At 42.9% G+C, this 14,509-nt stretch carries 16 protein-coding genes; 10 read left to right on the top strand and 6 right to left on the bottom strand.

Going from position 1 to position 14,509, the window contains the following annotated elements:
- Window positions 1-245: 245 nt before the first annotated feature.
- The 4 genes from F6K37_RS04145 to feoB all read left to right on the top strand — a co-directional run bounded on the left by F6K37_RS04145 (window position 246) and on the right by feoB (window position 4,617).
- Window positions 246-728, top strand: coding sequence for a hypothetical protein (locus tag F6K37_RS04145; RefSeq protein WP_287248366.1), 483 nt, complete (start codon window positions 246-248; stop codon window positions 726-728).
- Window positions 667-813, top strand: coding sequence for a PEP-CTERM sorting domain-containing protein (locus F6K37_RS44485; protein ID WP_353837758.1), 147 nt, complete (start codon window positions 667-669; stop codon window positions 811-813). The genes F6K37_RS04145 and F6K37_RS44485 overlap by 62 nt, the downstream gene beginning before the upstream one ends.
- A 597-nt stretch (window positions 814-1,410) precedes the next feature.
- Window positions 1,411-2,475, top strand: a complete 1,065-nt coding sequence (locus F6K37_RS04150; protein WP_287248368.1) for an AAA-like domain-containing protein — start codon at window positions 1,411-1,413, stop codon at window positions 2,473-2,475.
- A 288-nt stretch (window positions 2,476-2,763) separates the two neighbouring features.
- The gene (gene feoB / locus F6K37_RS04155) at window positions 2,764-4,617 is read left to right on the top strand and encodes a ferrous iron transport protein B (protein ID WP_008181262.1); all 1,854 of its coding nucleotides are present in this window, start codon (window positions 2,764-2,766) and stop codon (window positions 4,615-4,617) included.
- 42 nt (window positions 4,618-4,659) lie between these two features.
- On the opposite strand, the gene F6K37_RS04160 is transcribed toward feoB, so the two are convergent.
- Window positions 4,660-4,899 (bottom strand): hypothetical protein, encoded by a 240-nt coding sequence (locus tag F6K37_RS04160; RefSeq protein WP_008181263.1) that lies wholly within the window; start codon window positions 4,897-4,899, stop codon window positions 4,660-4,662.
- Between the two features lie 48 nt (window positions 4,900-4,947).
- On the opposite strand from F6K37_RS04160, the gene F6K37_RS04165 reads away from it, so the two are divergent.
- Window positions 4,948-5,286, top strand: coding sequence for a P-II family nitrogen regulator (locus F6K37_RS04165; RefSeq protein WP_287248372.1), 339 nt, complete (start codon window positions 4,948-4,950; stop codon window positions 5,284-5,286).
- Window positions 5,287-5,654: 368 nt separating this feature from the next.
- On the opposite strand, the gene F6K37_RS04170 is transcribed toward F6K37_RS04165, so the two are convergent.
- From F6K37_RS04170 to F6K37_RS04185, 4 genes are all read right to left on the bottom strand, one after another.
- On the bottom strand, window positions 5,655-6,110 hold the full coding sequence (locus tag F6K37_RS04170; RefSeq protein ID WP_008181265.1) for a DUF3531 family protein: 456 nt from the start codon (window positions 6,108-6,110) through the stop codon (window positions 5,655-5,657).
- A gap of 180 nt (window positions 6,111-6,290) precedes the next feature.
- Window positions 6,291-6,479, bottom strand: coding sequence for a hypothetical protein (locus tag F6K37_RS04175; RefSeq protein ID WP_287248374.1), 189 nt, complete (start codon window positions 6,477-6,479; stop codon window positions 6,291-6,293).
- 39 nt (window positions 6,480-6,518) lie between these two features.
- Window positions 6,519-7,532 carry a hypothetical protein gene (locus tag F6K37_RS04180; protein WP_287248376.1) on the bottom strand — a complete coding sequence of 338 codons (1,014 nt, stop codon included), beginning with the start codon at window positions 7,530-7,532 and terminating at the stop codon, window positions 6,519-6,521.
- Between the two features lie 68 nt (window positions 7,533-7,600).
- On the bottom strand, window positions 7,601-7,768 hold the full coding sequence (locus F6K37_RS04185; RefSeq protein WP_271970138.1) for a hypothetical protein: 168 nt from the start codon (window positions 7,766-7,768) through the stop codon (window positions 7,601-7,603).
- A gap of 175 nt (window positions 7,769-7,943) precedes the next feature.
- On the opposite strand from F6K37_RS04185, the gene F6K37_RS04190 reads away from it, so the two are divergent.
- From F6K37_RS04190 to F6K37_RS04205, 4 genes are all read left to right on the top strand, one after another.
- A complete protein-coding gene (locus tag F6K37_RS04190; protein ID WP_287248379.1) occupies window positions 7,944-8,969 on the top strand; it encodes a helix-turn-helix domain-containing protein in 1,026 nt (341 codons plus the stop codon).
- 519 nt (window positions 8,970-9,488) lie between these two features.
- Window positions 9,489-9,830, top strand: a complete 342-nt coding sequence (locus F6K37_RS04195; RefSeq protein WP_008181276.1) for a hypothetical protein — start codon at window positions 9,489-9,491, stop codon at window positions 9,828-9,830.
- A 271-nt stretch (window positions 9,831-10,101) separates the two neighbouring features.
- Window positions 10,102-10,224: a hypothetical protein gene (locus F6K37_RS04200; RefSeq protein WP_287248381.1), complete on the top strand. Its 123-nt coding sequence runs from the start codon at window positions 10,102-10,104 to the stop codon at window positions 10,222-10,224.
- A gap of 1,029 nt (window positions 10,225-11,253) precedes the next feature.
- Window positions 11,254-12,894 carry an arylsulfatase gene (locus F6K37_RS04205; RefSeq protein WP_502887727.1) on the top strand — a complete coding sequence of 547 codons (1,641 nt, stop codon included), beginning with the start codon at window positions 11,254-11,256 and terminating at the stop codon, window positions 12,892-12,894.
- Window positions 12,895-13,075: 181 nt separating this feature from the next.
- Here the strand turns inward: F6K37_RS04205 and F6K37_RS04210 are convergent, their stop codons facing one another.
- Window positions 13,076-13,261 (bottom strand): hypothetical protein, encoded by a 186-nt coding sequence (locus F6K37_RS04210; protein WP_287248386.1) that lies wholly within the window; start codon window positions 13,259-13,261, stop codon window positions 13,076-13,078.
- A gap of 117 nt (window positions 13,262-13,378) precedes the next feature.
- Here F6K37_RS04210 and F6K37_RS04215 point away from each other — a divergent pair.
- The coding region (locus tag F6K37_RS04215; protein WP_287248388.1) for an HAD family hydrolase at window positions 13,379-14,509 on the top strand (1,131 nt) is incomplete at its 3' end.

A 14,509-nucleotide genomic window follows, 5' to 3' on the forward strand; every position in this document is an offset into this window, starting at 1 on the left:
CACGCTACGCGAACGCAAACTTCCATCACTTTAATCTTCTTTATTAAGTCGCAAACTCGTTAATTAAAAAGTTCGTAATTAATCGAGATTGACCCAATTCAAAACCTTAAGAAGTTATACGAACTTTTAGATATTTTATTTTTTGATATGGATTGACATACTGAAAATAAGCAATCCAGTTCAATGTGGCAAAAAAAAACCCGATTAGACTAGCATCTATCACCCCTTAGCCTGATAAAAATACAATGACTAAAAAATTACTCACCAAATTAACAGTTGCTACCACCAGCCTAGCCTTAGTCACCTTAGGAACGACTAGCAGCGCACAAGCAACAAGCTTAACTGGACTGATTGAATTTGCGACTAATGGATCAGGAAGTACGAACAGTCCACTTGTTTGGGATACCGGTGCTGATAATAGCTTTTGGGACTTGTTCGTTACCAGCGATGGTGAAGACGGTGAATTCATTAATGGCTCAAGTACTCGCAACATCGACTTTGAACTAACAGAAGGTATCCATACATTTACGATTTATGGTGATGGGAGAAGCGATTTTGCTAATCGCAGCAGTGATTACGGTTTGAATTTGTTTTTCAATGGAGAGACCGCCAATCCAGGGATTTCAGTCTTTGGAGAATTAGCCCGGTCCAAATGGTTACTGGGACATGGTGGGACAATTTACATTAAACGTAGAAACTACAAACTTAGAAACTACATCTGTCCCTGAACCGGTTTCAGTGCTAGGTCTGCTGACAGTGGGTGCATTCGGTGTTGGTGCAACCCTCAAGGGCAAAAAGAAACAGCAAGCCTAAGCTGGCCGTCTCAAGAAATTAGCAATCTTAACAAATTACCAAACTATAGCAGTTCTCAATTGGGTATTGAGAGCTGCTATATATTGTACACAATCTATACCTAAGCCATACCTTCTGCAAACGCGATCGCAAACTTTCGTAAGCCTTACTAAAGATGTAGGCTAACGGAATTTGATTTGAACCTCCCCATCCTAAGAGGAATGGGGATTCCCAGGCACAACCTAGTTGGTTGTTATCTCCATGGGCGTAACTTTCCCTGGCCTATGGCCACGCTACGCGAACGCACCGAGGGTAGCTGAGTAGGGTCAATACCCAGTTTTTTTGAGACCCTTACTTTTTATATTAACACTATTTGAGAGGAAAAATTCATCCCCGACCTAAGAGGACGGGGTATTCTTTTCCCTCTCAAACTCTCCCACTCTGATAACGAAGTAGGCGAAGCCAAAGAACGAAGCAATTAGGATTTCAGCAAAATGGTAATCATCTTTTGGTTTGCTTCTACCCATAATTTTGATTACTGACCTGGTATTATAGCAGTTTTCTATGGTTATATCACACTCAGGTTAGCAGCCAAGAATCATGTAGGGTGCAAAGTAAATGGCCATTGTTAACTCACAATACCTGATTGATATTCAGGAAGGATTAGGATTTGCTGAACAATTAGTGTTTTCCAACACAGGGCAATATCTGAGTGATATCCAAAGAGCAGTTTTGCAAAAATCCTGGCAAGGGCAACGCAAAACCTATGACCAGATCGCTCAAGAGTTAGGCTATTCAGCAAGTTATATCAAGCAGACCGTTGCCCCTAAATTATGGAAACTGTTCTCAGAGGCACTAGGGGAAAAAGTCAGTAAAACCAATTTTCGCAGTGTACTCGAAAGACGACAGGTCAATCAAGAATCGAGTCATACTCAGGAGCTGATTGGGGTATTGAGACAGGGACTAGAGCCTTACTACAAAGGGAAGGTGCAATCTACAGCTAAGCAACAGATCTCAAATGTTCTTTTTCCTAACCATCCCAAATCCCAAATCTTCAATCCTCAATCGCAGCAGTTGGAGTTACCAGAAGGAAGAGTTCCTTTAACTTCCCGATTTTATGTCGAGCGAGTCCCCTATGAATTTAGGTGTTACGAAGAGATTGTTAAACCAGGAGCCTTTATTCATATTAAAGCACCCAGACAGATGGGTAAAACATCCCTGATGGTCAGGATTCTGGCTCATGCAGAAACTCAGGGTTACCAAACTGTGCGTTTGAACCTTCAACGAGTGGATGTTGAAATTCTCACTAACCTAGATAAATTTTTGCGTTGGTTAGCCTACAATGTCACCCGCAAGCTGAACCTAAAACCTATGCTGGATGATTATTGGCATCAGGACCTCGGTAGTAAAGTCAGCTGCACCACCTATTTCCAAGACTATAGCAATTCTCATAGCTATGAGAATTGCTATAAGTTGTACAGTATCGAGCTGGTGAATTGGTCAGACAATCACGTGATGGTTAGCTGCAATTTGTATCAGCGATACTTTAGCGATCGCGTAGCGTCGGCTTTGCCGAATCGCTTTAATAGTTATAGCGCTACGGGCTGGCAACAGGCAACAGGCAACAGGCAACAGGCAACAGGCAACAGGCAACAGGCAAGCCAAGTTTTACAAAGCTTGTAGTAATTTATGCCTCACCATTATTTGTAAATACCCGACGGCGTATTGCTATAGTAATCGGAAATATAGGGTTTTCCATACTTATGAGATACACAGGATTTTTTCCCAATTCCGAAGTTCCCTATTCCCTCTTCTGAGTTCCCTGTTCCCAGATCCGCTGTTCCCTGTTCCCTAAAATCCCAAAATTCTGTACCTCACCCAATTAAAAACCGCTATATTGCTATATAATCGTTACTGTTCAAGGCCCCCCGATAGCCTGCAGAGCTTAAACAAATATCTGCCAGTAACATTATGACCTCTTGCCATAATACCAGCACCGCCGTCATTGAAGACTCGAAAGGGGTTAAGCGAGTTGCCTTGCTAGGAATGCCCAACACGGGCAAATCAACCTTCTTTAACCGTATCACAGGTACCAGTGCTCACGTTGGCAATTGGCCCGGCATTACTGTAGATCTACTACAAGCTAATGTCCAACTCAATGGCGAACCTACGGAATTCGTAGATTTACCAGGAATTTATGACCTGAACGGATTTTCTGATGATGAGAAAATTGTTCAAACCTTCTTAGAAAATTTTGCTGTTGATCTATTTATTATTGTTCTCAATGCTTCCCAAATTGACCGTCAAATTCGCTTGGCATTGCAGGTAAAAGCCCTAGGTTTACCTGCAGTGGTGATGCTGAATATGGCTGATGAAGCTAAGCAATATGGAGTTAAAATCAACACAGAAAAATTATCCGATAATTTGGATATGCCTGTGTTCCTCATTAGTGCCAAGTATGGAGACGGCTATATGAGGGCATACCTAGAAATTTCTAAAACATTAAACGCACAAGAAGAATCGATTAATAGAGATAATCGAATAGATAATCTAAAAACTCGTTTATCTGAGCATAGCTCTATTTCCACTAAAGAGATAGAATCAGTACTAAATGGTGCGGTAGAAATGCCCTCTGAGATGGCAGTCAATTTAACTGCCAGGATTGATAAGTTCCTGCTGCATCCGATATTGGGATTACCCTTGTTCTTCTTAGGAATGTTCCTGGTATTTTGGGTGGTTTGGACTGTGGGACTCCCCTCTCAAGACCTGATGGATGATATGACTGGCTGGATTCAAGGTGCCATAATTGAGCCTGTCATCCAACCCTTACCCACAGTGATTCAAGACTTTTTGATTAATGGGATTTGGAACGGTTTAGCTACCGTTGCTTCCTTTGTTCCATTAATTGTGCTGTTCTTTATCTTAATGGCAATTCTAGAAGATAGTGGCTACCTATCCCGTTCTGCCTATTTAATGGATATCTTTATGGAACGGTTGGGGTTAGATGGTCGCAGTTTTGTGATGCAAATGATGGGATTCGGCTGTAATGTGCCCGCATTAATGGGAACTAGAGTTATGCGATCGCAAGCCTTGCGACTGCTAACTATGCTAGTGATTCCTTTTGCTTTGTGTGCTGCCAGACTCCAGGTATTTGTCTTTATCATTGCTGCTGTATTTCCCCATGGTAACGGAGCGTTAGTATTATTTTCCCTATACCTACTTAGTTTTGTAGCCGCCATTGTCACTGCTGCTCTTTTCCAAGGAGTCTTTAAAAACGAGGAACCTTTTATTATAGAATTACCCCCTTACCGAATTCCCACCCTCAAACAAGTGTTACTTAGAGGGTGGGGAGAAGTCAAAGAATTTTTGCAACGAGCATCTGGGTTTATTACCTTTGGCTGTGTTGCCGTTTGGTTCATCACGAATTTACCGCCAGGAGCGACAGGATTGGATACCATTGGCGGGCAAATTGGACAATTTTTCAGTCCGGTCATGAATCCCATTGGTATTAATCCCCATTTAACCCTAGCTCTAATTTTTGGTTTCATTGCTAAAGAAATTGTGATTGGCTCTTTAGCTGTAATTTATGGACTTAACTCCGTTGCTGTTAGTCAGCAGATAACTGATACAGTGACATTTATCCAAGGATATAGTTTTTGTATCTTTTGCTTAATCTACACTCCCTGTTTAACTACCGTTGTTACCCTATTTAATGAGGCAAAATCATGGAAATTTACCCTATTTTCCTTAGTGTTTTCCTTAGGGTTGGCTTGGGTAGCTAGCTTGATATTTTACCAGGGAGCTTTAGCACTGGGATTTCAATGAAGAGATAGCACTTCTCAATTGGGTGAGGTACAAATTATTGGGTTAATGGGAGTCGGGAGGGGGATTCCCACTTATAGCACTATGCGCTACTGTTAGGACATTCCTAAACTCCGAAACGTAAGTAATCGCTGACTTTTGACTTCTGACTTCTAACTTCTGACTTGCGCGTAGCGCTATATCCTCCCTGAGCAAGACAGTCAAGAACATCGCAATGAGCCAATGACCAATCATAAATGTATTATTTTTTACAGAAAAATTTATTTTTCGTGGTATATATGTCATGCTGGTGTTAGTTAATTGGAGTGGAAGCCCCAGTAAGGGGCTGGGAAAATGCAAAAAATCGAGGCAATTATCCGAGCCTATAAGCTCGAAGACGTCAAAATCGCTTTAGTCAATGCTGGTATCGTTGGCATGACCGTGTCTGAAGTTCGGGGATTTGGACGGCAGAAAGGTCAAACTGAACAGTATCGCGGTACAAAGTACAGAGTAGACTTTCTTCCCAAGGTCAAGCTAGAAGTGGTTGTTGAAAATGGCTTAGTTGACATGGCAGTAGAAAAAATTCTCGCTGCTGCTCACACTGGTAAAATCGGCGACGGTAAAATTTTCATCAGTCCCATTGAGCAAATTGTCCGGATTAGGACTGGGGAAAGGAATCTAGAGGCGGTTTAATCCCTAATCAAGTAGGGTGGGCAAAAACAGTTTGCTTATTTTGATAATTCTAGATTAGAATACTTTGCCCACCCTACTTTAATTGGTATTTTTTTTACTTGAGCTTGTCCGGTGGGCAAAAACAGTTTGGTTCAAATCAGTATTAATGATTAGATTACTTTGCCCACCCTAATTGAATTGGTATTTTTTTTACTAAGTGGTGATGGGTAATGTAAGCATTCAGCTATCAGCCAAAGGCCAAGGGCTTTTCCCCAGACTTTCAATTTTATTCTAAGCTGACCGCTGACAGCTGAACGCTGTTCGCGTACGCGTGCGCGTAGCGCATATGCTTACAATCCACCCACGATTTGCTAAGTGATTAGTAGGACTTAGTTTAAATTAGACTCGTAAAACATTGATTTGCTCCGATCCTGTACTGGCCAATCGTCGTTTTCACCACCTATAATTAATTTTTCAATCTCCACATATTCTTTGGCAAGTTGCCGGAGAGAATTAATTAAAATATCAAGAGCGATCGCATCACTAGTTCCTAAATCAAACCAGCAGCGCCCCCAAGTGCCTTCATACTCAAACTCGCCCTGATTATGCATCAAGGCCATTAAACTCTTTTCCGCTACTCTATCATCATATTCCATGTAGCTGATTTCTAGGCCAACCTCTTGCACTGGCAGGTTTTCTGCATCAAATCCTCCCAATTTACCTAATAAAAACCAGGAATTGAACAGTTCTTCCACATATTCCTTTTCCCGATAGGAAGGAACAGTGCTAAATTCTATCCAAATCCACAAATCAAATGGGTTAAACTCACGAAATATAATTTGCATATCGTTTAGGGAACAGGGAACAGGGAATCGGGAACAGGGAATCGGGAATCGGGAATCGGGAATCGGGAATCGGGAATCGGTGAAAAGCAATTATTTTAACTAACACTTAGTTTTTTTTATCGCCATTAATCCCGAATATCGGATATTAACTTTTTGATTAATCCTGATTTTTTTCAAACCCTATCTTATCACAATTTTCAACGAGTTGTGATAAGATAGGGTTTGAAAAATCACCAATAGTGAGAGAGGGAGCAGGGAGCAGGGACTGAGGCCGTAGGCCACGCTACGCGAACGGAGCAGCTCAAGGGCACCTAAGCAGTTGTGGAGAGCCAGTTGCTGATCTAAGTCCCCATCTCCCCATCTCCCCATCTCCCCATCTCCCCATCTCCTGCTCTTCCTGTGATTCCCTCAAAGAGTATAACTACTTGTTGCTACTACTACCCAATCGAGATCGTGAGTTTCCCCTAAGGCATAGTGAACTGTACACCATTCCCCAGACAGATTGAAGTTAAGATGGTAAGTTTTGGAATTTACCAGTTGAGTGGCAAACAGGTTTCTCAAATCTATCTCGAACTTGCATTCTGTTTGGATTTCCTCTAATCCTTCTCTTTGTTCTGACAATTCTTCTTGAACCTCTTGGTATTGTTCCGTTGATAATTCTCCTTCTTCCTCTAACTTTACTAGTTCTTGTTCTAGCTGTGCTATTGTTTCCTGATACTCTTCTATCTCATTTCCGTAATCATCTCGAACTCTAATAAATTCATTGATTTCGCTAATCTCTAAAAATCCCGTAGTATCCAATAATTTTTGCATAACTTCGTGGCGACTAGTGGTGATCACTACCTCGAAACCTCCCAAAGTCAATTCTTCCTCTGCTTGGGCTTTATGAGTAATTTGATTGGTGATAGATTGGATTTGCTCAACTAGTGCAGCGGTATTGTCTTGGACAGATTCTAGATCCGGAATCATAAATTGTGGTGATGAGTTGCACCGCCAGGTTTGTTTGATACCTAATCCAATCCACTCTCCTGCTGTTGATAAACCAATTAGCATCGGAATTCCTAAGGAGCCAAAGATACTTTGTTGAATGGGAAATCCCTCTTCCAATTCTTCTGGTAGTGTAGGAAGGCGATAGCCATAGATAGTTAACTCTGAGAAATTAGCTTGCAGCAGTGCGATCAGATTTTGGTAATGGGCGCTCACAGGTTGAGATTGGGTTGCGCGAATCTGACTGAGAAACTCTTCAGGAGTAAAGGGCATAAGACCGGTGTTATCGACTAGAAAGCGTTCCACTGAAAAAGAACCTTTATCGTCCACTTCCCAAGGAATAACTATATAAGGAGCGTCACCAACTAGGCTGAAGTATTCATCTTTGGTTAATTCTTGAAGGGTAGTAACAATTTGCTCAGTTTGGGATTTCATAATTATTGTTAAGGTAGGATGTTAGTAAGCATTCAGCAGTCAGCTGTCAGCTGTCAGCTATAGAATTTTCAGTTGAGATGTGAAACTATAATTGATGGTGAAAGGGAATAGGGAACAGGGAATAGGGAATAGGGCAGAGGGAATAGGGAACAGGGAACAGGGAACAGGGAAAGAATCCGTGTGTGTACTTCATTAATAGGAAAACGACTGTATGATAAATCAGCATTTGGTTTCATGAGATAATTTAAAATTATATATTAGCAAATAGTTGATATAATTGATCATACTTATGAGGTAGATTTAATTTTATTACTCCCTACTCCCTACTCCCTACTCTCAAAAATTCCAATGCCGAGGTACCTCCTTACAGACAACTGCCACGAATTATAATGTATTTTATCTCAAGCAGTCATGAGTTTTAAAGCAGCAAATTCTAGTCAATATTTAGACCAATCTACCGCAGAAAGTTCCAAGATTATTTCCGGTCGTTTTACGGATGTGGATGAGTTTACTGAGTTCTTGACTTATAGCCAAATGGAAATTATTCAGCTTTCTCGTGGTTCGTTCCAGAGTGAGTTTTTGGCTACCCAGATTGGTGATTTATATTTCACACGTATTAGCGCCAATCAATCCGTTCAAGTAAGAGGTCCGAAACAGCAGGGATATTTAACTTTTGCGTTGGTTTGGGAGGCTAAAGGAGGCCATTTTTATGGCCACGGTCAGCCCCTGTGTCCCCAAACTGATTTGAATGGTTTTGATCGGCAACGGGAAACGGGCTTCGTGACTCCTCAAGTGGGAATGATGGTAGACATATTCATCCCGGTGGGAATCTTTGAAGCTTGTGCCAATCACTTGCAGCGCTATGATTTGGACGATCGCTTCCTCGCCAAAAATCATGTGAGTATATTGCCCGATCGGATTGGGGAGATCAAGGACTATCTGCGGGAACTATTTTGGTTGGCGCAACATCAACCTGACTGGTTGAAGCAGCCCCATGTTCAACAGCTGGTGGCAAATGATCTCGTTCCATTGGTGATTCAAGCCATTCCGATTCAAGGCAGTGCCACCCCCACCCTCAAACCCTCTCGGCGCAGAAAGTTGATAGCCCAAGCGGAGCAAGAAATAGTAGCCCACTTGGAAAAACCCCTGACCCTGAAGGAGCTAGCCAAACGATTGGGCTCTAGCAGTTCAGCTTTGTCCTATGGGTTTCAGGAGTTATTTGGCATGAGTCCCATGCGCTATCTCAAGGTGCGACGGCTGAATGCGGTGCGCAGGTGCCTGAAGGCAAGTGATCCAGACAGTTGTAGCGTAGAAATCCTGGCTAACCAATTTGGCTTCTGGAATGGAGGCCATTTTGCTAGAGATTACAGAGTCATGTTTGGGGAATTGCCTTCAAAAACGTTGCAGAGGAAACCAGAAGTTAGACAAGAATCTTAAAAGCCGATTGTACCTGATTTTGAGACGATATATGACGACGCTTAACAAAACGAATTATAGATAAAACTAATTATTGTCCCGTCAAAGACTATTTTATTTTTATGGTTAGTAAAGTTGGAATTTTTGAGTATTGAGGGGAACCGTTTATGTTTAAGCTTAAATAGACAGCAGGTCAAAGTTGCACAGTCAAAGTTGCACAACTTATGAACTATGTACTATCCGAGCAAGCTAAAACCGATGAGGGAGCTATAGCTTTAGTACAAATGTTCTGCATCAGTGACATAGGACCGGTGCAGAAGACCTGCAACACTCAAAGGTGAAACTACCATGGAGACGGGAGCAGTTATGAAATATTTGAGAGCTATTGACTCTAAGGGAAGTGGCGTTGCTGAATCTTCGCGCTGAATAGGAGTAGAGTGGGCATCCTGCCCGCCCGACAATATGTTGAAACTGGCTTGATGCCAGTTCCACGCCTGATGCCGCATCCTGCCCGCGCGAAAATATATTTAAACTGGCAAGATGCCAATTCCACAGGAAGATGCCGATTCCACAGATGCGACAATATATTTAAACTGGCAAGATGCCAATTCCACAGGAAGATGCCGATTCCTCAGATGCGACAATAATCATGAAACTGGCAAGATGCCAATTCCACAGGAAGATGCCGATTCCTCAGATGCGACAATAATCATGAAACTGGCAAGATGCCAGTTCCACAGCAAGATGCCGATTCCACAGATGCGACCCGTTCGCGCCCCGCGTCGGCTTTGCCGAAAGATGCGACCCAACGGCGATTTACTCGCCCTAGGAGGCGCGCGCCTAAGCGCGAATTTAATAATTAGATCGCTCAAGCGCACCTAAAAACTCTTAATAATGGAATGATTTTAAGAGTAGGTGCGCTTTCCAATGGGCGAGTAAATCGCCCTTGGGTCGCACCTGTGGAATAGGCATCTTGCCTGTTCGATATCTTTTGGAGCGGGCAGGATGCCCACTCTACTCCTATTAATTCAAAGATTCAGCAACGCCAGCTTTTGGAACTATGCTCTCCCTGGTTATTGCCGGGAGTTGATTTACTGTTTTTATCAGGGTTTATGAATAAGTTTTAACTGTATTTAGAAGAAGATAGTGGCGGTTGCGATCGCATCCTCTGTTTTGCTTGCGTTTTCCTGCTGTTTTCCTGATGCTCAAAGGCTTAGTTTTGATTCAGGAGACTTATAAGCCAGAGGAAATGGTTGGGCATGTTGAGTATCTGTGAGCATGTCACCTTTGTAATTAGGTACATAGATCCCCCCTAGCCCCCCTTAAAAAAGGGGGGAATTAGATTTAAAAGTCCCCCTTATTAAGGGGGATTTAGGGGGATCTGAACAGGGATTAACAAAATTGACATGCTCCCTTGAGTATCTGTGAGCGGACGCTTTTTAATCAGTGCGGGATGATTGGGATAATACAGACATGAAACCTTGATTGGGTCGATAAGAAGCGGACGCTTTTTTGCGATCGCTTTTTTGTAAGCATATGGGTGGCACAGGCTTCAAGCCTGTGACCTCACCTAGCTTGGCTATAGGCCAATGGCTGATACCTGAATGCTTACTTCAAAATTAGCATCTTACCAGAACAATTACCGGATATACCCAATTCTTAATAAATTTTATACTTTTTACTGCTTAAAATACTATCTTATCATACTTAAAATAAAATTGCCGTTTTTTTTACATTAATTAACGAGGTTTTCCAGGCCACGCATTATAGTAGTTTAAGTATCGAATAGGTTAAATTTTTAATAAATTTTAAAATTTATTACTGCTTAAAATACTATCCTATCATACTTAGACTACCCCCCCCGATTTGTTAACATTAATTAACGTTTATTTTGGTGATATTAATGATTATTATTCTAGTAAATTATTTAAGAATAATAATCATGTTAATGCATTAGTTTTTCTTATATATTTATGGAGATCTGAATAAGAAATATATATATATTCGTGGAATCCTCATTTCAGAAAAGATCTGGATCAGCCAAGTCCTTACCCACTCTATATTTCAGCTGATTTAGACAGATAAAATCTGGTCAGTGCTCAAGAGATTTTCAATCACAGTCAATCAAAAAAAAAGTTTTGTGATGCAAAAACTGTGAGATACTAACAAACGGGTGCATAAAACTTGCAACACAAAAGTTTAAACGTTTGATATAACGGTAGCCTTAATGAAATATTTGAGAGCTAATCGCTCCAAGGGCAGTCATGACAATGCCCAGATTGGGAAGCGATTATTCAATGGGGTGATGGCGATCCTACTAACGATCACCTTTACCCTAGTAGGTTTCCTCCCAGTGACTAACCAGGGAATCGCACTTGCCGACACAGAAGGCCAGCCCAACATCCTGGTGATTATGGGAGATGACATTGGTTGGACTAATGTCAGTGCTTATGAAAAGGGCATTGTCGGTTACGACACGCCCAACATCGACCGCATTGCCAATGAGGGCATGCTGTTTACGGACTACTACGCCGAGCAAAGCTGTACCGCCGGTCGGGCAGCTTTTATCACTGGGCAAAGTGCTTTACGGACTGGCTTGCTGAAAGTCGGTTTCCCAGGAACACCCTATGGCATCCAGGACGAAGACCCCACCTTGGCAGAAATGCTGAAGCCCTTGGGTTACACATCCGGACAGTTTGGCAAAAACCACCTGGGGGATATGAACCAGTTTCTGCCCACAGTGCATGGCTTTGACGAATTCTTTGGCAACCTCTATCACTTAAATGCAGAAGAAGAGCCGGAGAATGTGGACTATCCGGGCGGACCAGATGGCTGGTATGCCAAAAATGTTGGACCTCGCGGAGTTCTGGATTGCAAAGCAACGCCTGGTGAATATCACGAGGAACCGATCATTGGAGATCCAGACTATTCAAAACGCTTTGGCGAGTTGGGCTATCAGGAATGTTATGATACGGGATCGCTCAACATTGAGCGCATGAAGACCGTAGATCGGGAATTCCTAGACCGGACGAAGGAGTTCATTGAAACAGCGGTGGAAAACCAGAAGCCCTTCTTTACCTGGTTTAACTCCACCCGGATGCATTACTATACCCACATTAGTGATGAGGTCAAGGGAATCAGCGGTCAGAACTTCTACGGTGATGGCATGCTAGAACATGATGGCCATGTAGGAGAGTTGCTCGACCTGCTGAAGGATCTGGGCATTGCCGACAATACGATTGTCATCTATACAACGGACAACGGTCCCCATTACAACCAATGGCCTGATGGCGGTCTGACCCCGTTCCGGGGTGAGAAGAACACCAACTGGGAAGGCGGCTACCGCGTCCCAGCACTGGTACGCTGGCCTGATCATATCCCCGCTGGAACGGTATCCCATGAGATTTTCTCTCACTTGGATTGGGTGCCAACCCTGATGGCTGCTCTTGGTGTGGATGACCTCAAAGACACCTTGAAGCAAGATTGTACGGATGAATCCACCAATCTTTGCGGCACCTATCTCGATGGCTTCAATCAGTTGCCCTATTTGACGGATCCCGATAACCAGCAAGGAGAGCGTCCGGGCTTCATCTACTTCAATGATGAAGGTCAGCTGCCAGGGGTTCGCATTGGGGATTGGAAAATAGTCTTTTCGGAACAACGAGCTCACTATTTTGATGTGTGGCGGGAACCGTTTGTGGAACTGCGGGCTCCGAAGCTGTTTAACTTGCGTCGGGATCCCTACGAGCGTGCGGATACCGATTCCAATAACTACAATGAATGGTGGTCTCGCCGGAATTACTTGATGCTGCCAGCAATAGGTCTGGTTCAGCAGTTCCTGAATACCTTTGAAGAGTATCCGCCCAGTCAACCTCCCTTTGGTTTAAATCCTAACGAAATCATTGACCAAATTGTTGAGGATATGGACAAATACTCCACTCAATAAGGGGTAAAAGGGCATATCTTTGTGGATTTTAGCCCCTTGTCTGTTGGAGTAAGCGGTCTCAAACTCTGAGAGTTTCGTTACTTCTTCCTCCAAAAGCGAAACCTAACAACCAGGCTTTGTAATGTTGGGTTTCGCGTCAGCATATGCGCTACGCGCACGCTAAGCGAACAGCCGTCAGCATTCAGCCGTCAGCCGTCAGTCGTAAGCTATTCGCGTAGCGTGGCCAACGGCCAAGGCTCACCCTACGGGAACAGCTTATTTTATTCAAAAGTATCGTAGCGTGCCCATAAGGGATAAGCACCTCAAGGAGCATGGCACAGGCTTTGGCCTTTGGCCACGCTGTGCGAACGACGCTGTGACCTAACACATTAGCTGATAGCTGATAGCTGAATGCTGAATGCTTAAAGTTTCGCTTCTATCAACAAAATAATTTACCTGAGTAACGATGTCTTTGGTTGGCACAAAGTAATTCAGCTCTTAGATCATGAAAAAAAGAACCTTTTTAGTTTTCTTCTCAATTCTGTTATCAGTCTTTTGCCTAGGAGGCTTTGTGGCATGTCCCCCCGCTGCTGCAGACTATGACCCCTTAGTATCTTGGAATGAGGGTACGACTAAAGACACGATTATTAACTTTGTGGAAGAGGTTACCAATCCTAACAGTTGTAATTACGTTCCTCCGAGCGGACGCATTGTCACGATTGATAATGATGGAACCCTGTGGACTGAAAAACCAGCATATATTCAGGAGTTATTTATCCTAGATCGGCTAGGCAATGCATTGCCAGATCTTAAAACACTTGTTTCTTTAACTGAAAAGGATGTCATCCTAGAAGATCTCGAACTACCGGAAATGACACCGGAACAGTATAAACAGGAGGCTAGGGAATTTCTGGATACACAAAATCATCCATACCTTGGCTTTCCATACATCCAGCTGACCTTCCAGCCCATGGTTGAACTGGTCAATTATCTCCAAAGTAATGATTTCAAGGTCTATATTTGCTCTGGGGGTGGAACAGATTTCATTCGCTCTTTTGCCGAAGATGCCTACGGTATTCCCCCTGAAAACATCATTGGTAGTACCACCCAAACCGAGTATATTGACCCAGAAGACGATGGAACTTATGTCTTGCTCAAGAAGCGAGAACTGGTGGAACCTTTTAACGATAAAGCAGGTAAAGTCGTGGGGATTGACCGCTACATTGGGAAAACACCAATTATGGCGGTTGGTAATTCCAGTGGTGATTTCCAAATGCTTGACTACACTGATGATGACCAAGGTCCAGCTTTAATGATGCTGCTTCACCATAATGATCCCCGTGAATGTCCCTATGCTGTTGATGACCCTGACATTGACTGTCCATACGATAAAAAGTCCGAGGATGATATTAATGTTTTTGATTTGGCCAATGAGCGTGGTTGGACAGTTATCAGTATGAAAGACGATTTTGTAACAGTGTATGGAGAAGAAATCGATCAAGCCCAGATAGCATCTGATCAATTAGATGTCAGTAAAGATGATTTCGTAACAGTGTCTGGAGAAGAAATCGATCAAGCCCAGACAGCATCTGAATTAGATATCAGTAAAGATGATTTTTGGGACAGAATAATTCAG

The sequence above is a fragment of the Moorena sp. SIO4E2 genome (genome assembly GCF_010671945.1).
Classification (GTDB): domain Bacteria; phylum Cyanobacteriota; class Cyanobacteriia; order Cyanobacteriales; family Coleofasciculaceae; genus Moorena; species Moorena producens.

What these genes read in the sequence shown, in the direction of transcription:
- feoB (WP_008181262.1), top strand. Translation starts at nt 2,764, where the DNA reads ATGACCTCTTGCCATAATACCAGCACCGCCGTCATTGAAGACTCGAAA.
- F6K37_RS04180 (WP_287248376.1), bottom strand. Translation starts at nt 7,532, where the DNA reads ATGAAATCCCAAACTGAGCAAATTGTTACTACCCTTCAAGAATTAACC.
- F6K37_RS04160 (WP_008181263.1), bottom strand. Translation starts at nt 4,899, where the DNA reads ATGACATATATACCACGAAAAATAAATTTTTCTGTAAAAAATAATACA.
- F6K37_RS04175 (WP_287248374.1), bottom strand. Translation starts at nt 6,479, where the DNA reads ATGGGGAGATGGGGAGATGGGGACTTAGATCAGCAACTGGCTCTCCAC.
- F6K37_RS44485 (WP_353837758.1), top strand. Translation starts at nt 667, where the DNA reads ATGGTGGGACAATTTACATTAAACGTAGAAACTACAAACTTAGAAACT.
- F6K37_RS04150 (WP_287248368.1), top strand. Translation starts at nt 1,411, where the DNA reads ATGGCCATTGTTAACTCACAATACCTGATTGATATTCAGGAAGGATTA.
- F6K37_RS04195 (WP_008181276.1), top strand. Translation starts at nt 9,489, where the DNA reads ATGCCAATTCCACAGGAAGATGCCGATTCCACAGATGCGACAATATAT.
- F6K37_RS04170 (WP_008181265.1), bottom strand. Translation starts at nt 6,110, where the DNA reads ATGCAAATTATATTTCGTGAGTTTAACCCATTTGATTTGTGGATTTGG.
- F6K37_RS04190 (WP_287248379.1), top strand. Translation starts at nt 7,944, where the DNA reads ATGAGTTTTAAAGCAGCAAATTCTAGTCAATATTTAGACCAATCTACC.
- F6K37_RS04205 (WP_502887727.1), top strand. Translation starts at nt 11,254, where the DNA reads ATGGCGATCCTACTAACGATCACCTTTACCCTAGTAGGTTTCCTCCCA.
- F6K37_RS04165 (WP_287248372.1), top strand. Translation starts at nt 4,948, where the DNA reads ATGCAAAAAATCGAGGCAATTATCCGAGCCTATAAGCTCGAAGACGTC.
- F6K37_RS04145 (WP_287248366.1), top strand. Translation starts at nt 246, where the DNA reads ATGACTAAAAAATTACTCACCAAATTAACAGTTGCTACCACCAGCCTA.
- F6K37_RS04185 (WP_271970138.1), bottom strand. Translation starts at nt 7,768, where the DNA reads ATGAAACCAAATGCTGATTTATCATACAGTCGTTTTCCTATTAATGAA.